Raw genomic sequence first — 21,241 nt, 5'->3', positions numbered from 1 at the left:
GTCAGAAAAGATCGATCGAGCCGCCGGCCGTGGTCGACACCACCACGGCAGCGTTGCCCTTGCGCTCCTGGGTTTCCAGGGTCTCCGGGTGCGAATGGGCCAGGCGCTTGACCATGGCCTTGCCGGTGGCCGGGAAGAACACCACCTTGCGCGGATGGATGTCCAGCACGTCCTTGGACACCACGGCAATGCGTTCGGTCTGCAGGTAGTCCAGCACGAACTTGGTGTTGCGTTCGCCCACGTTCATGGTGGTGAAGGTGTGCATCACCTGGCCGCCGCCGAACACCTTGGCCTGCATGGTCTCGCGCCGGGCGCCGAGCTTCATCATCTCGTTGATCAGCAGTTCCATGGCATACGACCCGTAGCGGCCGCCGGAATCGGCACCCCCTTCGGGCAGCATGAAATGGTTCATGCCGCCCACCCGGGCGCGCGCGTCGTAGATGCAGGCGGCGATGCAGGAACCCAGCACCGTCATGATGACGATGTCGTCGCCGGTCACGTAGTACTCGCCCGGCAGCACCTTCACCGCGTCCTGCTTGAAGTGGTGGTCGCGGTAGAAGAAGCTGGCCTCGCCCGGACGGGGCTTGCGCGCCTTCAGGGCGTCCAGGCGCGACCGGTCGGTGGCGACCGGCCGCTTGATCAGACCGGCGTCAGAGGCGTTCATAGACGGTCTTTCCGCGCAGCACGAACAGGTTGCGTGCGTCGCTGAAGTTCTCGGCATGGCCCACGAACAGCATGCCCCCGGGCTTCATCACCCGGTGGATGCGTTCCAGCACGGCGCGCTGGGTGGGCGCATCGAAATAGATCATCACGTTGCGGCAGAACACCACGTCGAAGGCATCGCGCAGCGGCAGCTCCTGGATCAGGTTGACCGTCTGGAACCGCAGGTGCTTCTGCAGTTCGGGCTTGACCCGCATGAGTCCCGCATTGGCGCCCTTGCCGCGCAGGAAGAAGCGCTGCAGGCGTTCCGGCGACAGCCCCTTGGCGTCGGCCTTGTACACCCCGCGCTGCGCCGTCTGCAGCACCTTGGTGTCGATGTCGCTGTTGAGGATGTCGTAGTGGCCGGTCGTGCCCAGCACCTCGGCGCAGGTCATGGCGATCGAGTAGGGCTCCTCGCCGGTGGAGGCGGCCGAGCACCAGATCTTCCAGTCGTGCGTGCGGCGCTCGGCCAGCAGGCTGGACAGGATGTCGAAGTGGTGCGACTCGCGGAAGAACGCGGTGAGGTTGGTGGTCAGCGCGTTGACGAACTCCTGCCATTCCGGACCGTCGTGGTTCTCCAGCCAGTCCAGGTAGCTCTTGAAGCTGCTGTGCCCGGTATCGCGCAGCCGGCGCGACACCCGGCTGTAGACCATGGCGTGCTTGCCGTCGTGCAGGCTGATGCCCGCGTGCCGGTAGATCAGCGCCTTGATGCGGGTGAAATCGCTGTCCGACCAGACGAATTCGCGTCCTTCGGCCAGCGGACCGTCGGCGCCGGCCGGCGCGCGAGGGGCCGGTGGGGCCGCCGGGCGCCGGGTGGAGGTGGTCTGCAGCAGCATCGGAGACTTTCAAAGTCCGGGGCCAGGCCCCGGTGATGACGGGTCGGGGGACTCAGTGGCGCGAGCGGCGGACCAGTCCCGAGGTATCCAGGATCAGGGCCACCTTGCCGTCGCCCAGGATGGTGGCGCCCGACACGTTGGGCACCTTGCGGTAGTTCGACTCCAGGTTCTTGATGACCACCTGCTGCTGGCCCAGCAGTTCGTCGACCATCAGGGCCACGCGGGAGCCGTCGGCTTCCACCACCACCATGATCGGGCTGTTGCCGTTGTGCTCGAAGCGCGGCACGTGGAACACCTGCTCCAGCTCGATCACCGGCATGTATTCCTCCCGCACCTTCACCACGCGGGCGCCCTGCGCCACGGTGTTGATGTCGGCCGGCTTGATCTGGAACGACTCGATGACGCTGGCCAGCGGCAGGATGTAGACCTCCTCGCTGACCCGCACCGACATGCCGTCCATGATGGCCAGGGTCAGCGGCAGGCGCACCGAGACGCGCATGCCGTAGCCCTCGGCGGAGTCGATCTCCACCGTGCCGCCCAGGGCGGTGATGTTCTTCTTGACCACGTCCATGCCCACACCGCGGCCCGACACATCGGTCACCTCGGCGGCGGTGGAGAAGCCCGGGGCGAAGATCAGGCCCCAGACCTCGGCGTCGGACATCGAGTCCGGCGCGTCGATGCCCTTCTCGCGCGCCTTGGTCAGCAGCTTCTCGCGCGACAGGCCACGGCCGTCGTCGCGCACCTCGATCAGGATGCTGCCGCCCTGGTGGGTGGCCGACAGGGTGATGGTGCCGGTCTCGTTCTTGCCCTTGGCGCGGCGGTCGGCCGGCAGTTCGATGCCATGGTCGCAGCTGTTGCGGATCAGGTGGGTCAGGGGATCGGTGATCTTCTCCACCAGGCCCTTGTCGAGTTCGGTCGCCTCGCCGTGGGTGACCAGCTCCACCTTCTTGCCCAGCTTGCTGGCCAGGTCGCGCAGCATGCGTGGGAAGCGGTTGAACACCACCGACATGGGGATCATGCGGATCGACATGACCGCTTCCTGCAGGTCGCGGGTGTTGCGGTCCAGGTCGGCCAGGCCGGCCAGCAGCGCCTGGTTCACGCTGGGCTCCAGGTCGCGGCTCTTCTGGGCCAGCATGGCCTGGGTGATGACGAGCTCGCCCACCAGGTTGATGAGCTGATCCACCTTGCTCACCGACACGCGCAGGGTGGTCGATTCCAGACCGGCCGCGGCGCCGGTGCGGTTGTCCGGCTTGGCTGCGGCTGCCGCAGCGGTGCTGCCGGCGGACGGCGCAGTGTCTGCCGCCTTCGGCGCGCTGCCGGCGGCATCGGGCACGGTGGCAGGCGCACCCGCCGGGGCCTGCGCACTCGCAGGCACGCCGGGGGCGCCTTCGAAGAACCCGAAGTCGGCAGGAGCGGCCGCTGCTGCGGGGGCGACCGGCGCGGTGCCGCCGGCGGCGTCGATGCGGATCTGGTCCTTGCCCACGTGGAAGGTGAACAGGTCCATCAGGTCCGCATCGCTGGCGCTGGTGCGGACATGGAAGGTGCGGTGGGTGCCGCCCTGGACCGATTCGCGTTCGATCTGGCCCAGGCCCGGGATGTCGCGGAACAGTTCGGCAATGCCGTCGGCCAGCGACAGGCTGGACAGCGGGCCGATCTGGATGTCGAGCTGCCGTTCGCCCTGCGAGGGGCGGGCCGCCGGCATGCCGGCCGGCGTGAGCGGCGCGGACAGGGCCGGGTCGGTCACCAGCTCGGCCACGGCCTGCACCACCGGTGCCGGCGCGACCACGGGCGTGACGGGCGGGGCCGGCAGTTCCGGCGGCAGGGCGGCGTCACCGCCGTTGGCCAGGGCGTAGATGCGGGCCACCAGCTCCTGGTTGGACGGTCCTTCGCCGCCGCCGGTCTGGTGCCGGCCGAGCAGGCCGCGCAGCGCGTCCGAAGACTCCAGCAGCACGTCCACCATGGCGGCGGTGGGCTTGAGCTCGTGGCGGCGCAGCTTGTCCAGCAGCGACTCCATCTGGTGGGTGAGCTCGGCCACGTCGGCAAAGCCGAAGGTGGCGGCACCGCCCTTGATGGAGTGGGCGCAGCGGAAGATGGCATTGAGCTCTTCGTCGTCGGCGGCGTTGACGTCCACCGCCAGCAGCATCTGCTCCATCTGGTCCAGGTTCTCGCCGGCTTCCTCGAAGAAGATGGCATAGAACTGGGTCAGGTCGAAATCGTTGCCGAGGTTCTGGCCCTCGTTCATCAGTTCACCCATGGGTTGCTCCTTGCCCGCACTCAGCGGATGACCTTTTCGATCACTTCGATCAGCCGGGCCGGGTCGAAAGGCTTGACCAGCCAGCCGGTGGCACCGGCGTTGCGTCCGGCCTGCTTCATCAGGTCGCTGGACTCGGTGGTCAGGATCAGGATCGGGATGGTCTTGAAGCGCGGGTGCTCCCGCAGCTTGCGCGTCAGCGTCAGGCCGTCCAGCCCGGGCATGTTCTGGTCCGTCAGCACCAGGTCGATGGTGTGGTTCTGCGCCTTCTCGTAGGCGTCCTGTCCATCCACCGCTTCCACCACGTGGTAGCCCGCGCCGGTCAGGGTGAATGACACCATTTTTCGCATGGAAGCCGAGTCGTCTACGGCAAGAATGGATCGCATGGGGGACTCCGTGTTTCGTCTGTTATCGACTGCTGGGGCGAGGGCTTGAATGGGCAAGCGTCAGAAAAGCTCGATGGACCCGGCATCCATCTCGTTCTGGGTCACCGGGCTGGGCCGCCCGGGCATCGGGTCGAGCTTGAGGGGCACCTCGTCCTCCTCGGCATCGATCACTTCGGCGCCCAGCCGCCAGGCGCACGACTTGAGCATCTGGCCGGTGTGCACCAGCAGCTGGGTGGCCATGTCGTGGAACTGCAGCTCGGTCACGGCCTGGTTGAGGTTCTGGCGGATGCGGACCAGCTCGGCGGTCTGGGGTGCTTCCAGTGCGCCCAGTGCGGCGTCCGCGCGGTTGAAACGATCCAGCAGGTTGGCGGTGGCGTGATCGAGCAGGCCTTCGAGGCGCTGGAGGTCGGTCATCACCATCAGCAGGGCGTCCTGCACGTCGGCCACCAGAGCGACCGGCATCGATACGGACGGCGGCGGGGGCATCGTCGGTTGGGGGTCCATGGTCGTCGGGTGGTTCGATGGGGTGGGGGTATTACAATTTTCAACAGCCTCGAAACCCCTTATCGGCTGAAAACGGGCCGAATTCAGAGCCTTTTCCACCCGTGACCACCGACACCCCTCCGGTCCGCATCCTTCACCTCGAGGACTCCCGCGTCGACCACGCGCTGGTGAAGTTCGCGCTGCAGCGCAGCAAGCTGGCCACCGAGCTCGTGCTGGTGGACACCATGGACGAGTTCCGGCGTGAGCTTGTCCAGGACCGTTTCGACATGGTGCTGGCCGACTACCACCTGCCCGGCTTCACCGGGCTGGACGCCTGGGACGTGGCCCGGGAGCTGCGCCCGGACCTGCCCTTCGTCATCCTCTCCGGTGCCATCGGCGAGGCCGCCGCGGTGGAGGCCATGCACAAGGGCGTGAGCGACTACCTGCTCAAGGACAGCATGCACCGGCTCTCGCACGTGATCGAGCGGGCGCTGGAAATGTCACAGACCCGGCGGGCCAAGGCCCGGGCCGATGCCGAGCTGGCCGAGTCGCGCCGGCGCATCGCCGAACTGGCCGAGCACCTGCAGACCAGCATCGAACAGGAGCGGGCCGGCATCGCCCGCGAGATCCACGACGACATCGGCGGCGCGCTGGCGGCGGTCAAGCTCGACCTGGCCTGGGTCGGCCGCCGCGCCACCGACCCCGACATGCAGGCCCACGTGTCGGCGGCGCTGGAGATGCTCCAGCATGCCCTGGACGCCAGCCAGCGCATCATGCTCAACCTGCGTCCGCCCATCCTCGACCAGGGGCTGGTGGCGGCGGTGCAGTGGCTGGCCAGCGGCTTCGAGCGCCGCACCGGCATCCGCGTGGTGCTGCGCAAGTCGGCCGAGACCATCGATGTGCCGCGCCACCTGCAGCTGGTGGCCTATCGCACGGCGCAGGAAGCGCTCACCAACGTCATCAAGCATGCCCAGGCCACGGCGGTCGACATCGACCTCAGCGACCGCGAAGGCGTGCTCACGGTGGAAGTCAGCGACAACGGGACCGGCCTGCACAGCGATGCGCTGCGCAAGTCCAAATCCTTCGGACTGCTCGGTCTGCGCGAGCGGGCGGCGCAGGTGGGCGGCTGGCTGGACATCAGCTCGTCGCCGGGTGGCACCTCGGTCATCCTGTCGGTGCCGCTGCCGTCGGCGACCGATCTGGCCGATGCAGAACAGGGAGCAGCATGATCAAGGTGATTCTGTGTGACGACCATGCCGTGGTGCGCCGCGGCATCCGGGACACCATTGCCGAGGCGGTGGACATCCAGGTGGTGGGCGAGGCCGGCAGTTATCCCGAGCTGCGCGAGCTCATGCGCAAGTCGCCCTGCGACGTGCTGGTGCTCGACCTCAACATGCCCGGCCGCGGGGGCCTGGAGGTGCTGGCCGCACTCAAGGAGGAAGGCTCGCCGGTCAAGACGCTGGTGGTCTCCATGTACCCGGAAGACCAGTACGCCATCCGCTGCCTGCGGGCCGGCGCGCGCGGCTACCTCAACAAGGCCGGTGATCCGGCCGAGCTGGTGCAGGCCATCCGGGTGGTGATGCAGGGGCGCAAGTACGTCACGCCGGCCGTGGCCGAAATGCTGGTGGACACCCTCAACGCGCCCGAGACCGAGGAGCTGCACGCCAGCCTGTCCGAACGCGAGCTGCAGACGCTGCAGAAGATCGCCTCGGGCCGCAAGCTCTCCGACATCGCCGAGGAACTCATGCTCAGCCCCAAGACGGTCAGCGTGTACCGGGCCCGGGTGCTGGAAAAGCTGCACCTCACCAACAACGCCGAACTCACGGTCTACGCCATCCGCAACGGACTGGTCTGACGCCCTGCCGGGCACCGTCCGTGCCCGGTCTGCTTCCTTCCGGCGCCCGCCCCGGTCAACGGCGGGCCGGTGGTGAACCGGCGGCAACGCCCTGCCACCCATCGGCACCTCAGGCTACCGCCATGTGCCATGACCATCACCCGCCACCCCCGTTCCGGTTTTGTCGGTGCCGTGCCCACCGCCCATCAGCGGCTGGCGATCCTGCTGGAGGCGGTGCGCGGCCATCCTTTCCGCGACCCACAGGCCCGGCGGCTGTGGCAGCAGTGCCTGGACCGTCTGCTGCAAGCCCAGCCCGTGCTGGACCTCACGGCCTGGCCGATCGGTCTGGTCATGCTGCTGCAGCCGGTCTGGTTGAAATGGCACGCCGCGCTGGCCACCGAACAGGGCATGGCGGTGCACGGGGTCCGGTTGGCCCGGGTGCGGCACCTGCCGGCCTGGCTGACAGCCTTGCCCCGTCTGGAGCGGCTGGAACTGGTGGACTGCGAGGCCGGCTCACTGGATCTGCGCCCGCTGACCCGCCTGCGGCAGGTGCGCATGCTGGGGGACCATCGGCTGCGCCGCATCGATCTGCCGGCCCGGGCCACCTCCTGGATCGAGCCCGGTCCGTTCGATCTGGACATCCATGTCCATGCGCCGGCGGTGACCACCTGCCGACGGCTGCATGCCCGGGCCGCCGTGCCCGAGACGGTGCGGGTGCACCCCGATCCCGGGCCCGGGGTGGACGAGCGCCTGAACCTCAACCAGCGGGTGCGTACCCCGGCCGGCCGCCCGCTGGCCTGCGTGGATCTGGTCTGCATCTGGCTGCGTGAGCGCATGGAGCACCGGGACCGGGTCCGCTCGGGCGAGGCCTCGCCCGATGCCTTCGACTACCGCGCCATGGCCAGCCCCGACGCCCTGCTGGCCCGTGCCGACGCCGCCCAGGCGCTCAAGGTCCTGCTGCGGCATGAATCCCGTCCGGTGCATCTGGTGGCCGATTCGCGCAGCGGCGAATGGCTGCAGGCGCGCATGGACCGCATGGCGGCCGAGGGCCGCAGCTGCAGCCACTACTGGCTCGGGTCGTTGCACCATGCCATGGCGCTGGAGCTGGCCATCGAGACCGAGGTGCATGCGCAGGGCGGGCCGGCGGTGCCGCGCTGGGTGGTGCGCCTGTACGACCCGGACCACACCACGGTCCACCTGGAGTGGTTCGCGCACGACCGCCGAGAGCTGCAGCACCTGCGGCTGGGCGGCCTGCAGCGGGACGTCTGGCCCGGTCCGCGCGCCCATGCACCCGGCGTGACCGATCCGCTGTGGCGTCTGTATCCGGTCAGCCCCCACCTGGCCTTCGGCCCGGGCGGGCAGCCGTGCCTGCGGGCGACCCCCCTGCCCGGCAGCGGTGACGTGCACGAGGACTGGATGTCCGGCGACGGCCTGCTCGCCCCGTCGTGCATTGGTCAGCTCTTCAAGGCCGGACGCCACGACCGCTGGCGTGCGGCGCTGCTGCGCCAGCATGCCCGGCGCGGCGATCTGGCCCTGACGCTGGCGTTCCTGGAGGCGCGCGACCGCCAGGGCCATTCGCTGCTGATGCGCTCGCCCATGCAGCCGGCCGCCCTCAAGGCCTACCTGGGCGTCCTGCAGGATCTGGGGTTGCACGGGCTGACCCTGGTGCTCACCCTGGTGCGGGCCTTTGGTCCGGAGGGCGAACGGCCGGAGCGGGTCCTGCACCGGCTGCTGACCGGACAGCCCGGGCGCCTGCCGCTGTTCATGCAGGCCTTGCGTCGCCTGCCGCTGACCCCGGCCGAGCATGTCGCCGTGCTGTGCCCGCCACCGCTGCCCACGGTCAGGGGCTGCAGCGCGCCCTTGCACGAGGTGCTGGCCGAAGGTCGCAGTGCCGCCTTGTCGGCCTGGATGCTCGGGCTGCGCGGCCTGCTCGATGACGGACGGCTGGGGATCGGCGATGTGGTCGATGTGCTGCAGACGCGGCGCCGCTGTGGCGGCGAGGACCGCTGCGGCCTGCAGCTGGCGCGCGAGCGCGGCCATGCCGATGTGCTGGCGGTGTGGGCGGCCGGCCTGCGCACGCTGGGGCTGCGCGAGCGGGACCTGCCCGGGGTGGTCGTCAACCGCCCATGAACAGGTCGGTGGCGAGCTTGAGCAGGGCGGCCACCGGCGTGCCCAGCATGGGCAGGGTGAAGGCGATGCCCACCAGACCGGCCGAGAGCGTGAGCGGGAAGCCGATGGCAAAGGCGTTCATCTGCGGCGCCACCCGCGAGATGAAGCCCAGCACGGTGTTGATGAACATCAGCATGCCGATCATGGGCAGCGCGATCCACAGACCGTAGCGGAACACCACCGCGCCCAGCTCGTGCAGCTGCAGCCGGTTGACCGATTCGATGGCGTTGCCGCCCAGCGGGAAGGTCTCGAAGCTGGCGATCACCGCCTGCAGCAGCATCAGGTGGCCCCCCATCACGACGAACAGCAGCATGGTCATGTTGCCGAAGAAGCGGCCCACGGCACTCGACTGCGAGCTGGTGGCCGGGTCAAAGAAGCCCGCAAAGTTCAGGCCCATCTGCAGGCCGATGAGTTCGCCGGCCAGCTCCACCGAGGCGAACACGATGCGCACCGCCAGCCCGATGGCCAGACCCACCACCACCTGCTGCACCACGGCGGCGAATGCGCCCGGGTCGGTCAGGCCGATCACCGGCTGTTCGGGCAGGCCGGCCTGGGCACACAACGCCACCAGCATGGCCAGGGCCACGCGGGTGCGCACCGGCACCGAGCGGGAGGAGAACACCGGCGCACTCGAGAACACCGCCAGGATGCGCAGGAACGGCCAGAACACCGGGCTGACCACGGCCATGATCTGCGCTTCGGTGAACGTGGGCACGGCGTCAGATCGCGTAGTTGGGGATGGCCAGGATGGTGTTGCGGATGAACTCCACCAGCGTGGTCATCATCCACGGCCCGGCAATCGCGAACACCGCAATCGCCGCGATCAGCTTGGGCACGAAGGACAGCGTGGCCTCGTGGATCTGGGTGATGGCCTGGAACAGGCTGATGACCAGGCCCACCGCCAGCACCACGGCCAGCACCGGCGCCGAGACCATGAGCAGCAGGAAGAGGGCGTTCTGGCCCAGGGTGAGGGCGGCTTGGGGGTCCATGGTGTTCCGATCGGTGAGGTCAGGTGGCGAACGAGGCCGCCAGCGAGCCCAGCAGCAGGTTCCAGCCATCGGCCAGCACGAACAGCATGAGCTTGAAGGGAAGGGCCACCAGCACCGGCGACAGCATCATCATGCCCAGCGACATGAGCACGCTGGCCACCACCAGGTCGATGACCAGGAAGGGGATGAAGATCATGAAGCCGATCTGGAACGCCGTTTTCAGTTCGCTGGTGACGAAGGCCGGCACCAGCACCCGGAACGGTGCGTTCGCGGCGGTCACGTCGTTCGGCAGCTTGGCCAGCCGGGCGAAGAGCTCGAAGTCGGACTGGCGGGTCTGCTTGAGCATGAACTCGCGCATGGGCGCCTGACCGCGCTCCAGGGCCACCTCGAAGCTGATCTCGTTGCGCGAGTAGGGGCCGTAGGCATCGGCGTACACCTTGTCCAGCGTGGGACCCATCACGAACAGGGTCAGGAACAGCGACAGGCCCACGATCACCTGGTTGGGTGGCGAGGCCTGGGTGCCCAGCGCCTGGCGCAGCAGCGACAGCACGATGACGATGCGGGTGAAGCCGGTCATCAGCAGCAGCACGGCCGGCAGGAAGGACAGTGCGGTGAAGAACAGCAGTGTCTGGATCGGCACCGAGAAGCTGTTGCCGCCTCCCTGTCCCACCATCAGCGGCAGCGAGGGGCCCTGCGGTGTGGCGATGGGCGCCTGTGCCCAGGCGCCCAGGCTCAGCAGCATGAGTGCCAGCAGCAGGGCGAGGGCGCGCACGCCGGCGCGGGAGAGCCATTCACTGCGGACCATGGGCATCCTTGCGACCGGTGAGCTGGGCCAGCCGGGCGGCAAAGCCGCCGGGAAGCGGCGTGGCGGCTGGGGCTTCGGTGGCCGGCGTGGCGGGCATGGGCAGGCTGTGCAGTGCGGTGATGCTGCCGGCCGCCACGCCGAGCACCAGGCAGGTGCGGTTCTGGCCATCGTCCACCTGCACCGTGATCACGCGCTGCTGCGGCCCCACCGACAGGCTGGTGAGCAGCTGCAGCGACGGGCCCCGGGCAGCGCTGGCGCCGGGCAGCCCGGGAAGACCCGGAACCCGGCCACGGGCCCACTTCAGGGCCAGTGCGATGCCGACCATGATGGCCAGCAGCAGCACGGCGGGCAGGGCGTTCTGCAGCATCGGGTTCATGTGCGGCTGACGCGGCGCATGCGCTCGGACGGGGTGACGATGTCGGTCAGGCGGATGCCGAACTTGTCGTTCACCACCACCACCTCGCCCTGGGCGATCAGGTAGCCGTTGACCAGCACGTCCATGGGTTCGCCGGCCAGGGCGTCGAGCTCGACGATGGAGCCCTGGGCCAGCTGCAGGATGTACTTGATGGGCACGCGCGTGCGGCCCAGTTCCACCGACAGCTGCACCGGGATGTCGAGCACCCGCTGGATGTCGGACATGGCGTTGCCGGCGGTGCTGGCGGCGGCGGCTTCGGCGGTGATGGCCGGGTGGCTGTCGAAGGCCGGTGCGCCGTCGGCCGACGGCGTGGCCGCCTGCTCTTCCAGGGCCTGCGCCCATTCGTCGGCGATGGCGTCTTGGTTGGTGGTGTCAGTTGACATAGGAATCTCCCAGCCAGTTCATGTCGATGCCGCGCAGGTTGCGTTCCACGCGCAGCGCATATTTGCCTTTGTGGGTGCCGTACTGGCACTCGAAGATGGGAACCCCGTCCACATGGGCGGTGATGGAGGGGCTGCGGTCGAGCTCGATGAAGTCGCCCACCTGCATGGCCAGCAGCTGTTCCACCGTGGCCTCGGTCTGGGCCAGCTCCGCGACCATCGTGACTTCGGCGGCCTGGATCTCGTGGCTCAGCAGCTTGACCCAGCGGCGGTCGACCTCGATGGCGTCGCCCTGCACGCTGGAATACAGCACGTCGCGGATCGGCTCCAGCGTGGCGTAGGGAATGCAGATGTGCAGTGAGCCCGAGATGTCGCCGATCTCCAGTGTGAAGCTGGTGGACACCACGATCTCGCTCGGCGTGGCGATGGTGGCGAACTGCGGCTGCATTTCCGAGCGCTGGTAGGCCAGCTCGATCGGGTACACGCCGCGCCAGGCCTTCTTGTATTCCTCGCTCACCACCTCCACCAGGCGGTTGATCACGCGCTGCTCGGTGGGCGAGAAGTCCCGGCCCTCGATGCGGGTGTGGAACTTGCCGTTGCCGCCGAACAGGCTGTCGATCACGCCGAACAGCAGGGTCGGCTCGCACACCACCAGGCCGTTGCCGCGCAACGGACGGATGGCCATGATGTTGAAGTTGGTCGGCACCACCAGCTCGCGCAGGAAGGCGCTGTACTTCTGCACCTGCACCGCGCCGACCGAGATCTCCGGGCTGCGGCGGATGAAGTTGAACAGGCCCAGACGCAGGTTGCGGGAGAAGCGCTCGTTGACGATCTCCATCGTCGGCATGCGGCCGCGGACGATGCGCTCCTGGCTGGAAAGGTTGTAGGTGCGCACGCCGTCGGTGGGCGTGTCTTCCTTCTCCAGCTTCTGGCTCTCGCCGGTCACGCCTTCGAGCAGCGCGTCGACTTCTTCCTGGGAGAGAAACGATTCGGACATGGGGGTCCCCGGTGTTTCTGGTGCGGTTTACTGGACGATGAAGCTGGAGAACAGCACGCCCTGCAGCGGGCTGGGCTCGGCCTTCTTGCGCTTCTTCTTCGGCTTGCCGTCGGCCGCGTGGTCTTCGGCCTCCGGCACCGGATAGCCCATGGTTTCCGAGACGGCCGCAATGATGTCGGCCGACAGCTTTTCCTTGCCCTGCACCTGCAGCACCTCGTCGGCGGTGCGCTGCGAGAGCAGCAGCAGGATCTGGCTGCGGATGCTGGGCATGAAGGCCTTGACCGCCTCGCCGGTGGCGGCGTCCTGCAGCTGCAGCGTCAGACCCACCTGGATGAAGCGGTTGCCCCCGGGGTCGGCCAGGTTGACCACCATGTTGTCCAGCGGCAGGAAGGTGGGTGCGTGCTTGGGGTCGACCTTGTGCACCTTGGCCGGTGCATCCTCTTCCTCGTCCGCACCTTCGGCCGCGGCGGCGTTCTTCTTCATGATGTAGAAGGCACCGCCCGCACCGGCCAGGCCCAGGACGAGCACGCCGATGATGATGAACAGCAGCTTCTTGCTCTTTTTCTTGGGCGCTTCGGGAGCGTCGGAGGCGGAGGCGGCAGCGGCAGACATGGTGTTTCTCGCTCAGGTCGGTGGGGCCCTCAGGGGGTGGGGCATGAAAGGCATTGTGGGTGCCCCCCCCATCGACCGGTCGCCGGATAAACCGGGGAAAAACGCCTCAATCCGCTGCCATGCCGGCGGTGCGTCCGGCACCTGCCCGGGCGCTCAGGCGAACACGTCCAGCGGGCGGTTGCCGTCGGTGCGGGGCTGCAGAGGCGCCAGGGCCGGGGCCGCAGCGGCCTCGGTGCGGCCCGCACGGCTGGCCCGCTCGGTGGCGCCGGAGCGCTCGGCCGATGCCCCCGAACCGGCGTTCTGGCCGGGCTGACCCTGCGCACCCACCGACACGCTGCCCAGCTCCACCCCGCTGCGCCCCAGCAGCTCGCCCAGCACCTGGGGGGCCTGCTCGCGCAGCAGTTCGCGGGTCTGGGCATCGTCGGTGGCAAAACCCACCTGCACCTCCTGGCCCTGCATCTGCAGCCGGATGTCGATGGCGTCGTCGCCTTCGCCGCCCACGCGCAGGCTGGCGTGGCGCACATGGCCGGCACCCCAGTGGGTGACTTCGGTCTCTTCGGTGGCAGCGGCCCAGGGCTGGGCGCTGTCCTCGCGCGGGGTGTCGCTGCCGCTGGCGCTGCTGCCGCCCTGGCCGGCGTCGCTTCCCAGGCTGCCGTCGCCGCTGGTGGCGCTGCCCGCGCCGGCCGCTCCGATGCCGGGGCCGGCGTCGGTCGAGGCGGTGCCGCTGGCGCTGCGCAGACCCAGGGCCTCGCCCGGGCGGAGTTCATCGCTGCCCGCCGTGGCTTCCCGCCGCGCCACCGCACTCCAGGTCGGCGCCGCTGCGCCGGCAAAGCGTTCGTCCAGGGCCACGGTGGGGCGCGAGCTGGCCAGGGCCTGGGCGGCGGTCTCGCCGGCGCCACCGGCGCGCACCCAGGTCAGGCCGGGCGCCTGTTCGTTGCCCCGGCCGGTGCTGCCGGCGTGCACCCCTTGGGCGGAGAGGCCGGCCGTGGCCATCGACGCACGGGCCTTGTCGCTGGTCAGGCTGCGTTCCACCCGGGCTTCCAGGCCGCGCTCGCGGGCGGCACCGGGCTCCAGCGGCTGCAGCAGGGCGCGGGCCTCGGCCGTGAGGGGGGTGGCGCCATCGGTCTTGCCGGGCGGGGTCAGGGTCGGGCCGGCGCCTGCGCGGTCGACCGGCTCGGCTCCGGCGTTCGTGGCGGCGCCCTTCAGGTTGGGTGGCATCCAGCCGGGCAGGTTGGCCAGCAGTCCGGCCAGCGGGTTGTCCTGCGGGGCGTCGGACGCCGTCGGCGCGTTGCCGTCGGCCAGGGGGGTGTCGGCACGGACATCGGCCTCGGGCTGCGTGGTGCTGGCCAGCAGCGAGAGCAGGCTGGAGAAGAGGTCGGCTCCCGCTTCGCCACCCTGGCGCGGCTTGTTCGGGTGGTGGGCGTTCTGCGTGTTCTGGGTGTTCTGCACCGCTGCGGTGGACGGGCTGCCGCCGGTGGCTGAGGTGTGGCTCATGGGCGTGCTCCTGCGGCCTGGGCGAGTGCCACCTGCTGACGCAGGTACACGTTGAGGGCCATTTCGTCGCTGGCTTTCTGTTCCTGGCGCTGGACCTGCTTCTGCAGCACCTCGATCTGCTTCTCGGTGAAGCGGCGCAGGCCGGCGAGCTCGCGCTCGGCGGTCTGCAGATCGGCCAGGGCCTGGTCGATGCGGGCCTGCTTGTCGGCGATCACGCCGGTCTGGAATTCGATGGCGTGGTGGATCTTCTGCATGAACTGGCGGTGGTGCAGCAGCAGGGTCACGTCCACGCCCTGGCTGCCGCGCTGGGCCCAGCGGGCCTGCGCTTCCAGCACGTAACCCTGCAGCTGGTCCATCTGCTCCTGGGCCATCTGCAGGTCACGCACGCGGCGGGCATGTTCGGACAGCGCCTCGTCGCGGCGCTGTTCGGCCAGTTCCACCACTTTGGTCAGTGTCTGTATGCGGCTCATGAGGTCCTGCCTTCAGGGTTGGGGCGTTGCTGGGTCCGGGCCGGGGGTGTCAGGGCGTGCTGCAGGCCCTGCAGGCTGTCGCCCAGGGTGGCCGCTTCGTGCATGCCCTGCTGCAGGAAACGCTGCAGGGCGGGGTACAGGGCGATGGCCTGGTCGGTCTCGGGGTCGGAGCCCGGCACATAGGCACCGAGCTGGATCAGGTCGCGGGTCTTCTGGTAGCGCGAGTACGCGCTGCGGAAGCGGCGTGCGGCCTCCAGGTGGGTTCGGCTGGCCACGTTGTGCATCACCCGGGAGGCCGAGGCCTCCACGTCGATGGCGGGGTAGTGGCCCGATTCGGCCAGGGTCCGCGAGAGCACGATGTGACCGTCCAGGATGGCGCGTGCCGCATCGGCGATCGGGTCCTGCTGGTCGTCGCCCTCGGACAGCACGGTGTAGAACGCGGTGATGGAGCCCACGCCGTTGAGGCCGTTGCCGCTGCGCTCCACCAGCTGGGGCAGGCGGGCAAAGCAGCTGGGCGGATAACCCTTGGTGGCCGGCGGCTCGCCGATGGCCAGGGCGATCTCGCGCTGGGCCATGGCATAGCGGGTGAGCGAATCCATCAGCAGCAGCACGTGCAGGCCGTCGTCGCGGAAGCGTTCGGCAATGGCGGTGGCGTAGGCCGCGCCCTGCATGCGCACCAGCGGGGGGGCGTCGGCCGGCGCCGCGACCACCACCGAGCGGGCCCGGCCGTCGTCGCCCAGGATGTCCTCGATGAATTCCTTGACCTCGCGGCCACGTTCGCCGATGAGGCCCACCACGATCACGTCGGCCTTGGTGTAACGGGCCATCATGCCCAGCAGCACCGACTTGCCCACGCCCGAGCCGGCGAAGAGGCCGATGCGCTGGCCGCGCCCCACGGTGAGCAGGGCATTGATGGCGCGCACGCCGGTGTCCAGCGGTTCGCGCACCGGGTCACGGTCCATGGCGTTCAGCGGCGCCCGGTCCATGGGGGCGATGTCCACATCGACGATGGGACCCATGTGGTCGAGCGGGTGGCCGTGCGCATCCACCACCCGGCCCAGCAGGCCACGGCCCATGGGCAGCTGCAGGGTGCCGCGGTCGTCGGCCGACGGCGGACGGTTCTCCTGACCCAGCCGGGGCACGGCACGGTAGGGCGGCAGCGGGGTCACGCTGGCCCCGCTCGAGAGGCCGTGCACATCGCCGGCCGGCATGAGGTAAGCGCGGTCGTTGGAGAAGCCCACCACCTCGGCCAGCACCGGCGTCTTCTGGCCGTTGCCGATCAGGCACTGCGAACCCACCGGCACCTTCAGGCCCACCGCCTCGAGCACCAGCCCGGCCAGGCGGGTGAGGGTACCGCTGACCTCCAGCGACGTCGGCACCGAGGCATGGGCCCGCAGGTCTTCCATGTAGCGGTCCCAGTGGTTGGGGCCGTCCAGGTCGGGCAGGATGGAATCAGACATCGGCGTTCTCCGGGTCCCAGGGCACGTTCATGCCGAGGTTGCCCACGGCGCGGGCCCAGCGTTTCTCCACCGTGGCGTCCACCGAGGTGGCCGCGGTCTCGACCACGCAGCCGCCGGGGCTGATGGAGGGGTCGGCCACCAGCTCGGGCACCGGGCTGGCCAGGGTCTCGCGCAGGGCGCCGCCCATGGCCTGCAGGTCGGCCGGGTTCAGGCGCACGGTGGCGGGCAGGCCGTCGATGATGAGTTCGCGCAGGGCCTCGTCGATCACCGGCTTGAGGGCCGCGTGATCGGCCTGCAGTTCGCGGCGCACCACCTGGCGCGCCAGGTCGCAGGCCAGCTCCAGGATGTGCTGCGAGATCTGCTGCTCGCTGCGGATCAGGCTGTTGCGGGTGCTCTGCAGCATCTGGGCCAGGCGCACGCCGGCTTCTTCGGCCTGGTGGCGCAGCGGTGCCTCCAGCGCATCGCGCACCTCCTGGCTGCCGGCGTCATGGCCGTGGGCAAAGCCCTCGGCATAGGCCTGCTGGCGGAGCTCGTGCAGCGCGTCCTCGCTGATGCCCGGACCGTTGTCGGTGCTCGCGGCGGGCTGGCTGCCGTCCACCGCGTCGAACTGCCAGGCGGCCACGCCGTCGATCTCCTCGCGCGGGATGAAGCGCGAGTGCACGCTGCCGGCCGGCTTGGCGGCCTGCGCCTCCATGGCGGCGATGCGTTCAGACAAAGGCTTCATCTTCGCCTCCGCCGATCATGATCTGGCCTTCGTCGGACAGGCGACGCACCACCTTGAGGATGTCCTTCTGCTGCGTCTCCACCTCCGACAGGCGCACCGGGCCGCGCGACTCCAGGTCCTCGCGCAGCGCCTCGGCGGCCCGGCTGGACATGTTGCCCAGCACCAGTTCGCGCAGCTCGGTGCTGGCACCCTTGAGCGCCACCACCAGTTGGTCGGTGGCCACTTCCTTGAGCACCAGCTGGATCGACTTGCCGTCGAGCTTGAGCAGGTCCTCGAAGGTGAACATCTTGTCCATGATCTTCTGGGCCAGGTCCGGGTCGAAGCCCCGGATCGACTCGATCACCGAGCCCTCGATCTGGGTGCCCATCATGTTGATGATCTCGGCCGCGGTCTTCACGCCGCCCATGCTGGTCTTGCGGATCTTGTCGCCGCCGGCCAGCACCTTGTAGAGCACCTCGTTGAGGTCTTTGAGCGCGGTGGGCTGGATGCCCTCCAGCGTGGCGATGCGCAGCATCACCTCGTTGCGGGTGCGTTCGCTGAAGTTCTTGAGCACGCCCGCCGTCTGGTCGGCCTCCAGGTGCACCAGGATGGCGGCCACGATCTGCGGATGCTCGTTGCGCAGCAGTTCGGCAATCGACAGCGGGTCCATCCACTTCAGGCTCTCGATGCCCGAGACATCCCCGCCCTGCAGGATGCGGTCGATCAGCAGCGAGGCCTTGTCGTCCCCCAGGGCCCGCTTGAGCACCGAGCGCACGTAGTTGTCGGTGTCGCTCACCAGCAGGCTCTGCGACGAGGCTTCGGTGGCAAACCGCTGCATCACCTGATCGACCCGGTCGTGCGACACCGCGCGGGTCTTGGCGATGGTCTCGCCCAGCTTCTGCACTTCCTTCGGGCTGAGGTGCTTGAACACCTCGGCCGCTTCCTCTTCGCCCAGCGACATGAGGAAGATGGCTGCGTCCTGGATTCCCTGGTCTTCCATGTGTGGTTCCTCTGCGCGTCAGGCCGGCGATTCGCCGTTGACCCAACCCTTGACGATGTTGGCCACCGCCGCCGGGTTCTCCAGCGCCAGCCGCTTGGCATCGGCCAGGCGCTGCTGTTCGGCCGTGATTTCCTCGGTCGCCGGCATCGGCAGGCCCGGGCGCTCCGGTGTGTCATTGAGCACGGCGTTGAGCGGCTGGGCTTCCAGCGGCGTCAGGCGCGGCGCGGGGTTCTTCATCTGCTTGAGCACCGGGCGCACCAGACCCAGCAGCACCAGCAGGGCCACGGCCACCATGCCGGCCGGCCAGGCCAGGCTGCGGGCCAGGTCGATCATCTCGGGCTGCTTCCACAGCGGCAGGTCCTCGGCTTCCGGTGGCTTGACGGCGTTGAAGGCGGCGTTCACCAGGTTGACCGAGTCGCCGCGCTCCTTGTTGAAGCCGATGGTCTCGCGCACCAGGGCGGTCATCTGCTCGAGCTGCTCGGGCGGGATGGGCTGGGTCACGGCCTTGCCCTGCGGGTTGACCGAGGTGCGGTGGTTCACCACCACGGCGGCGCTCAGGCGGCGCACCGTGCCGGTGGCCTCGCGCACCACCTTCACCGTCTTGTCCACCTCGTAGTTCACGGTGGACTCGCGGCGCATCGAGCCCTTGTCGGTGCTGGCGGCGCCCTGCGGGTTCACGCCCACCGGAGCGGCTGCGCCGTTGATGGGCGCGGCGCTGGGGGCTGGCGGCTGGTTGCTCACGGCGCCGGGCACGCCGGAGGGCTGGCTGGAGGCGCCGGTGCCGTCCTCCACCAGCTGCTGGCTGCGCACGGCGCTGGGGGCGCCACCCTGGTTGGGGGCATGCTGCTCGGAGGTGGACTCCACCAGCGAGAAGTCCACGTCCGCTGTCACCTGCGCCTTGACGTTGCCGGCGCCCACCAGGGGTTCGAGCATGTCCAGGATGCGGCGGGTGTGCAGCTGTTCGATCTGGGTCACGTACTGCAGCTTCTGCACGTCGGCACCCTGGGCCTGGCCGGCGGCATCCGGCGGGGCCGACAGCAGGTTGCCGGCGTCGTCCACGATGCTCACGGCCTTGGGATTCATCTCCGGCACGCTGCTGGCCACCAGGTGCACGATGCCGGCCACCTGGGCGCGGTCGAGCGTGCGGCCGGGGTGCAGGGTCAGCAGCACCGAGGCGCTGGCCTTCTGCTGCTCGCGGAAGAAGCCGTTCTGGTTCGGCAGGGCCAGGTGCACCCGGGCGTTCTGCACCGAGGACAGCGACTGGATGGAGCGGGTCAGTTCGCCCTCCAGGCCGCGCTGGAAGGTCAGGCGCTCCTGGAACTGGGTCATGCCGAAGCGGTTGCTCTCCATCAGCTCGAAGCCGTTGACCGAACCCTTGGGCAGGCCCTGCGAGGCCAGGCGCAGCCGGGTGTCGTGCACCTTGTCGGCCGGCACCATGATGGCGCCGCCGCCCTCGGCGTGGCGGTAGGGCACGTTCATCTGCGAGAGCTGCGCCACGATGGCGCCGCCGTCCTTGTCGCCCAGGTTGCTGTAGAGGACCTTCCAGTCCGGCTGGCGGCCCATGAAGAAGGCGGCCAGGGCCAGGGCCAGCAGGGCCACGGCGCCCAGGCCGAGCTTGATCTTCTGGTTGTTGTCCATGCGGGACAGCCCCTCGCCGAACGCGCTGCGGCGTGCGGGCTGGATGTCCAATTCGGCAACGGTGGTGCTCATGGCAGGGTGGGTGCAATCGATCGGGGAGACATTCCCCGTTGCGACCGAGTATGGAGTTCCACCCCCTGCGCCATAGCGGCGAAAAGCCCCGGCTTTGGCCCCTTATTCCGGCCACGCGCCGCAGGCCGTTTCCCTAGAGTCGGTGCATTCCCTTTTGCGGAAGGAACATGCCATGGACGTCCGACTCTCTCCCCTCTCCAGCCAGACCCTCGGCGGTCTGAAACCGCTTTCCGCCGGCAAGTCAGCCGGTGCCGGAAGTCTGGGTGCCACCGGCGCCGGCGGCGGTGTGGCCGAGAGCTTCAAGAGCGCGCTGCGCGAAGTCAGCAAGGCCCAGAACGAGGCATCGAGCCTGCAGACCCGGGTCCAGATGGGCGACCCCAAGGTCAGCCTGGAAGAGACCATGCTGGCCATGCAGAAGGCCCAGATCGGTTTCCAGGCCACGCTGCATGTGCGCAACCGCATGGTGCAGGCCTACACCGACATCATGAACATGAGCGTCTGAGCAGGCCATGCGCTGGTGCCTCAGTGCATCGGCGCCGGGCTGCTCTTGTGGAAGAGCTGGGCCAGGTCCTGCAGCCAGGGCTCGGCCAGGTGCCGGATCTCGGCATCGGTGCGCAGGATGCGCTGCATGATCAGCGCCTTTTCCTTGCGCTCCTGGGGGGCCAGCTGCAGGCTGCGCGAGCGGTAGCGCAGCTGCTCGATCAGCACCGCACAGGCGCCTTCCAGGCGCACCACCTGATCCCAGTTTTCCTGTTGGGCCGCTTCCAGCATTTCGCGGCTGGTGCGCTCGATGGCCTTGTAGTAGTCCAGCAGTCCGTGTTCCATGCTCAGGCTCCCTTGACCACCTGGGCGCGGATGTCCTTCCAGGACTGGGCCAGGGGTTCGATCAGCGCCACGATCTCGGCCACGGCGGCGTCGTCGTTGCGCAGATTGGCTTCGGTCAGGCGCTTGACGCTGTAGTCGTAGAGGGCGCGCAGGTTCTGCGCCAGCTCGCCGCCCTCGGCCGGGTTCAGGCCGGCCTTCAGGCCTTCTTCGAGGATGCGGATGGCCTTGATCAGTGCGGCACCCTTGGCCGCCACGTCCTGGCGGGCCATGGCGCCGCGCGCCAGGTGCAGGCTCTGCAGCAGGCCGTCGTACAGCATGCCCACCAGCTGGTGCGGGTCGGCCGACTGCACGCCGGTGTCGACGGCAACGCGCTTGTAGGCGGAGGCGGATCGGGTGCTGACGGGGGTGTACATGGCGTCGGTTCCTTGTGCTTGATGTTTCATGTATCGGCCATCGGCGCGCGGACTGTAGGGCTGCTACGCCCCGGAAACAGCCGGTTTCACACCCCTTTTCGAACACTGTTCAGGCGGCTTGCGGACGAAAAAAAGCGGCAGCGCCCGAAGACACTGCCGCCATGATCCGGGCGCGCCCTGCACCCGGATGGAGCCACGAGGAGATCAGCGCAGCAGGGACAGCACGCCCTGCGGGGCCTGGTTGGCCTGGGCCACCATGGCGGTGCCGGCCTGCTGCAGGATCTGGGCACGCGACAGCGAGGAGGTTTCC

General features: G+C 69.1%; 25 protein-coding genes. 4 read left to right on the top strand and 21 right to left on the bottom strand.

All coding sequences use genetic code 11. The features are described 5' to 3' along the window. Position 1 precedes the first annotated feature (1 nt). Genes cheD through CAP38_RS00105 form a run of 5 tightly spaced genes read right to left on the bottom strand, consistent with a single transcriptional unit; the run spans position 2 to position 4,634 of the window. Positions 2 to 664 (bottom strand): chemoreceptor glutamine deamidase CheD, encoded by a 663-nt coding sequence (gene cheD / locus CAP38_RS00125; RefSeq protein ID WP_179188406.1) that lies wholly within the window; start codon positions 662 to 664, stop codon positions 2 to 4. Then, on the bottom strand, positions 651 to 1,535 hold the full coding sequence (locus CAP38_RS00120; protein WP_086118877.1) for a CheR family methyltransferase: 885 nt from the start codon (positions 1,533 to 1,535) through the stop codon (positions 651 to 653). The genes cheD and CAP38_RS00120 overlap by 14 nt, the downstream gene beginning before the upstream one ends. Before the next feature lie 52 nt (positions 1,536 to 1,587). Beyond that, positions 1,588 to 3,789: a chemotaxis protein CheA gene (locus tag CAP38_RS00115; protein ID WP_086118876.1), complete on the bottom strand. Its 2,202-nt coding sequence runs from the start codon at positions 3,787 to 3,789 to the stop codon at positions 1,588 to 1,590. Between the two features lie 20 nt (positions 3,790 to 3,809). Beyond that, complete coding sequence (locus tag CAP38_RS00110; protein WP_086118875.1) at positions 3,810 to 4,172, bottom strand: response regulator; 363 nt, start codon at positions 4,170 to 4,172, stop codon at positions 3,810 to 3,812. A 60-nt stretch (positions 4,173 to 4,232) separates the two neighbouring features. Then, complete coding sequence (locus CAP38_RS00105; protein ID WP_256924154.1) at positions 4,233 to 4,634, bottom strand: hypothetical protein; 402 nt, start codon at positions 4,632 to 4,634, stop codon at positions 4,233 to 4,235. A 143-nt stretch (positions 4,635 to 4,777) separates the two neighbouring features. On the opposite strand from CAP38_RS00105, the gene CAP38_RS00100 reads away from it, so the two are divergent. The 3 genes from CAP38_RS00100 (at position 4,778) to CAP38_RS00090 (ending at position 8,619) form a co-directional block, all read left to right on the top strand. Further along, a complete protein-coding gene (locus CAP38_RS00100) occupies positions 4,778 to 5,884 on the top strand; it encodes an ATP-binding protein (protein ID WP_256924153.1) in 1,107 nt (368 codons plus the stop codon). After that, positions 5,881 to 6,510, top strand: coding sequence for a response regulator transcription factor (locus CAP38_RS00095; RefSeq protein ID WP_086118872.1), 630 nt, complete (start codon positions 5,881 to 5,883; stop codon positions 6,508 to 6,510). The genes CAP38_RS00100 and CAP38_RS00095 overlap by 4 nt, the downstream gene beginning before the upstream one ends. Positions 6,511 to 6,639: 129 nt before the next feature. Then, positions 6,640 to 8,619, top strand: coding sequence for a ShET2/EspL2 family type III secretion system effector toxin (locus CAP38_RS00090; protein WP_086118871.1), 1,980 nt, complete (start codon positions 6,640 to 6,642; stop codon positions 8,617 to 8,619). Here the strand turns inward: CAP38_RS00090 and fliR are convergent. The 13 genes from fliR to fliF all read right to left on the bottom strand — a co-directional run bounded on the left by fliR (position 8,606) and on the right by fliF (position 19,693). Next, entirely contained in the window at positions 8,606 to 9,373 is a 768-nt protein-coding gene (fliR, locus tag CAP38_RS00085; protein WP_086118870.1) for a flagellar biosynthetic protein FliR, read from the bottom strand. The two genes, CAP38_RS00090 and fliR, sit on opposite strands and share 14 nt — an antisense overlap. Before the next feature lie 4 nt (positions 9,374 to 9,377). Further along, entirely contained in the window at positions 9,378 to 9,647 is a 270-nt protein-coding gene (fliQ, locus tag CAP38_RS00080; protein WP_086118869.1) for a flagellar biosynthesis protein FliQ, read from the bottom strand. Positions 9,648 to 9,666: 19 nt separating this feature from the next. Further along, the gene (gene fliP, locus CAP38_RS00075; RefSeq protein WP_143435721.1) at positions 9,667 to 10,452 is read right to left on the bottom strand and encodes a flagellar type III secretion system pore protein FliP; all 786 of its coding nucleotides are present in this window, start codon (positions 10,450 to 10,452) and stop codon (positions 9,667 to 9,669) included. Continuing rightward, positions 10,439 to 10,828, bottom strand: coding sequence for a flagellar biosynthetic protein FliO (locus CAP38_RS00070; RefSeq protein WP_086118868.1), 390 nt, complete (start codon positions 10,826 to 10,828; stop codon positions 10,439 to 10,441). The genes fliP and CAP38_RS00070 overlap by 14 nt, the downstream gene beginning before the upstream one ends. Next, entirely contained in the window at positions 10,825 to 11,250 is a 426-nt protein-coding gene (gene fliN / locus CAP38_RS00065) for a flagellar motor switch protein FliN (RefSeq protein ID WP_086118867.1), read from the bottom strand. Before fliN ends, CAP38_RS00070 begins: the two co-directional genes overlap by 4 nt. Further along, complete coding sequence (fliM, locus tag CAP38_RS00060; protein WP_086118866.1) at positions 11,240 to 12,244, bottom strand: flagellar motor switch protein FliM; 1,005 nt, start codon at positions 12,242 to 12,244, stop codon at positions 11,240 to 11,242. The genes fliN and fliM overlap by 11 nt, the downstream gene beginning before the upstream one ends. A gap of 27 nt (positions 12,245 to 12,271) precedes the next feature. Next, the gene (gene fliL / locus CAP38_RS00055) at positions 12,272 to 12,856 is read right to left on the bottom strand and encodes a flagellar basal body-associated protein FliL (RefSeq protein ID WP_086118865.1); all 585 of its coding nucleotides are present in this window, start codon (positions 12,854 to 12,856) and stop codon (positions 12,272 to 12,274) included. Between the two features lie 153 nt (positions 12,857 to 13,009). Then, complete coding sequence (locus CAP38_RS00050) at positions 13,010 to 14,350, bottom strand: flagellar hook-length control protein FliK (RefSeq protein ID WP_086118864.1); 1,341 nt, start codon at positions 14,348 to 14,350, stop codon at positions 13,010 to 13,012. Then, entirely contained in the window at positions 14,347 to 14,820 is a 474-nt protein-coding gene (gene fliJ / locus CAP38_RS00045; protein WP_086118863.1) for a flagellar export protein FliJ, read from the bottom strand. The genes CAP38_RS00050 and fliJ overlap by 4 nt, the downstream gene beginning before the upstream one ends. Then, on the bottom strand, positions 14,817 to 16,280 hold the full coding sequence (gene fliI / locus CAP38_RS00040; RefSeq protein ID WP_086118862.1) for a flagellar protein export ATPase FliI: 1,464 nt from the start codon (positions 16,278 to 16,280) through the stop codon (positions 14,817 to 14,819). The genes fliJ and fliI overlap by 4 nt, the downstream gene beginning before the upstream one ends. After that, complete coding sequence (locus tag CAP38_RS00035; protein WP_086118861.1) at positions 16,273 to 17,004, bottom strand: flagellar assembly protein FliH; 732 nt, start codon at positions 17,002 to 17,004, stop codon at positions 16,273 to 16,275. Before CAP38_RS00035 ends, fliI begins: the two co-directional genes overlap by 8 nt. After that, positions 16,988 to 17,983 carry a flagellar motor switch protein FliG gene (gene fliG / locus CAP38_RS00030; RefSeq protein WP_086118860.1) on the bottom strand — a complete coding sequence of 332 codons (996 nt, stop codon included), beginning with the start codon at positions 17,981 to 17,983 and terminating at the stop codon, positions 16,988 to 16,990. The genes CAP38_RS00035 and fliG overlap by 17 nt, the downstream gene beginning before the upstream one ends. Positions 17,984 to 18,001: 18 nt before the next feature. Next, complete coding sequence (gene fliF, locus CAP38_RS00025) at positions 18,002 to 19,693, bottom strand: flagellar basal-body MS-ring/collar protein FliF (RefSeq protein ID WP_086118859.1); 1,692 nt, start codon at positions 19,691 to 19,693, stop codon at positions 18,002 to 18,004. Between the two features lie 172 nt (positions 19,694 to 19,865). Between fliF and fliE the strand changes: the two genes are divergently transcribed. Continuing rightward, the gene (fliE, locus tag CAP38_RS00020) at positions 19,866 to 20,195 is read left to right on the top strand and encodes a flagellar hook-basal body complex protein FliE (RefSeq protein WP_086118858.1); all 330 of its coding nucleotides are present in this window, start codon (positions 19,866 to 19,868) and stop codon (positions 20,193 to 20,195) included. Positions 20,196 to 20,215: 20 nt separating this feature from the next. Here fliE and CAP38_RS00015 read toward each other — a convergent pair whose 3' ends face one another. From CAP38_RS00015 to CAP38_RS00005, 3 genes are all read right to left on the bottom strand, one after another. Then, positions 20,216 to 20,518: a flagellar protein FliT gene (locus CAP38_RS00015; RefSeq protein WP_086118857.1), complete on the bottom strand. Its 303-nt coding sequence runs from the start codon at positions 20,516 to 20,518 to the stop codon at positions 20,216 to 20,218. A gap of 2 nt (positions 20,519 to 20,520) precedes the next feature. Continuing rightward, positions 20,521 to 20,931, bottom strand: a complete 411-nt coding sequence (fliS, locus tag CAP38_RS00010) for a flagellar export chaperone FliS (protein WP_086118856.1) — start codon at positions 20,929 to 20,931, stop codon at positions 20,521 to 20,523. A 204-nt stretch (positions 20,932 to 21,135) separates the two neighbouring features. Beyond that, positions 21,136 to 21,241 (bottom strand): flagellin (locus CAP38_RS00005; protein WP_256924265.1); only part of this gene is annotated, 106 nt, incomplete at its 5' end.

It is taken from the genome of Hydrogenophaga sp. IBVHS2 (assembly GCF_002127215.1).
Classification (GTDB): Bacteria; Pseudomonadota; Gammaproteobacteria; order Burkholderiales; family Burkholderiaceae_C; genus Hydrogenophaga.
This window is presented reverse-complemented; position numbering and strand designations above follow the sequence as displayed.

Bases quoted from the DNA above. Each gene is read 5' to 3' on its own strand.
- cheD (WP_179188406.1), bottom strand. From the start codon at position 664: ATGAACGCCTCTGACGCCGGTCTGATCAAGCGGCCGGTCGCCACCGAC.
- CAP38_RS00120 (WP_086118877.1), bottom strand. From the start codon at position 1,535: ATGCTGCTGCAGACCACCTCCACCCGGCGCCCGGCGGCCCCACCGGCC.
- CAP38_RS00115 (WP_086118876.1), bottom strand. From the start codon at position 3,789: ATGGGTGAACTGATGAACGAGGGCCAGAACCTCGGCAACGATTTCGAC.
- CAP38_RS00110 (WP_086118875.1), bottom strand. From the start codon at position 4,172: ATGCGATCCATTCTTGCCGTAGACGACTCGGCTTCCATGCGAAAAATG.
- CAP38_RS00105 (WP_256924154.1), bottom strand. From the start codon at position 4,634: ATGCCGGTCGCTCTGGTGGCCGACGTGCAGGACGCCCTGCTGATGGTG.
- CAP38_RS00095 (WP_086118872.1), top strand. From the start codon at position 5,881: ATGATCAAGGTGATTCTGTGTGACGACCATGCCGTGGTGCGCCGCGGC.
- CAP38_RS00090 (WP_086118871.1), top strand. From the start codon at position 6,640: ATGACCATCACCCGCCACCCCCGTTCCGGTTTTGTCGGTGCCGTGCCC.
- fliQ (WP_086118869.1), bottom strand. From the start codon at position 9,647: ATGGACCCCCAAGCCGCCCTCACCCTGGGCCAGAACGCCCTCTTCCTG.
- fliP (WP_143435721.1), bottom strand. From the start codon at position 10,452: ATGGTCCGCAGTGAATGGCTCTCCCGCGCCGGCGTGCGCGCCCTCGCC.
- CAP38_RS00070 (WP_086118868.1), bottom strand. From the start codon at position 10,828: ATGAACCCGATGCTGCAGAACGCCCTGCCCGCCGTGCTGCTGCTGGCC.
- fliN (WP_086118867.1), bottom strand. From the start codon at position 11,250: ATGTCAACTGACACCACCAACCAAGACGCCATCGCCGACGAATGGGCG.
- fliM (WP_086118866.1), bottom strand. From the start codon at position 12,244: ATGTCCGAATCGTTTCTCTCCCAGGAAGAAGTCGACGCGCTGCTCGAA.
- fliL (WP_086118865.1), bottom strand. From the start codon at position 12,856: ATGTCTGCCGCTGCCGCCTCCGCCTCCGACGCTCCCGAAGCGCCCAAG.
- CAP38_RS00050 (WP_086118864.1), bottom strand. From the start codon at position 14,350: ATGAGCCACACCTCAGCCACCGGCGGCAGCCCGTCCACCGCAGCGGTG.
- fliJ (WP_086118863.1), bottom strand. From the start codon at position 14,820: ATGAGCCGCATACAGACACTGACCAAAGTGGTGGAACTGGCCGAACAG.
- fliI (WP_086118862.1), bottom strand. From the start codon at position 16,280: ATGTCTGATTCCATCCTGCCCGACCTGGACGGCCCCAACCACTGGGAC.
- CAP38_RS00035 (WP_086118861.1), bottom strand. From the start codon at position 17,004: ATGAAGCCTTTGTCTGAACGCATCGCCGCCATGGAGGCGCAGGCCGCC.
- fliG (WP_086118860.1), bottom strand. From the start codon at position 17,983: ATGGAAGACCAGGGAATCCAGGACGCAGCCATCTTCCTCATGTCGCTG.
- fliF (WP_086118859.1), bottom strand. From the start codon at position 19,693: ATGAGCACCACCGTTGCCGAATTGGACATCCAGCCCGCACGCCGCAGC.
- fliE (WP_086118858.1), top strand. From the start codon at position 19,866: ATGGACGTCCGACTCTCTCCCCTCTCCAGCCAGACCCTCGGCGGTCTG.
- CAP38_RS00015 (WP_086118857.1), bottom strand. From the start codon at position 20,518: ATGGAACACGGACTGCTGGACTACTACAAGGCCATCGAGCGCACCAGC.
- fliS (WP_086118856.1), bottom strand. From the start codon at position 20,931: ATGTACACCCCCGTCAGCACCCGATCCGCCTCCGCCTACAAGCGCGTT.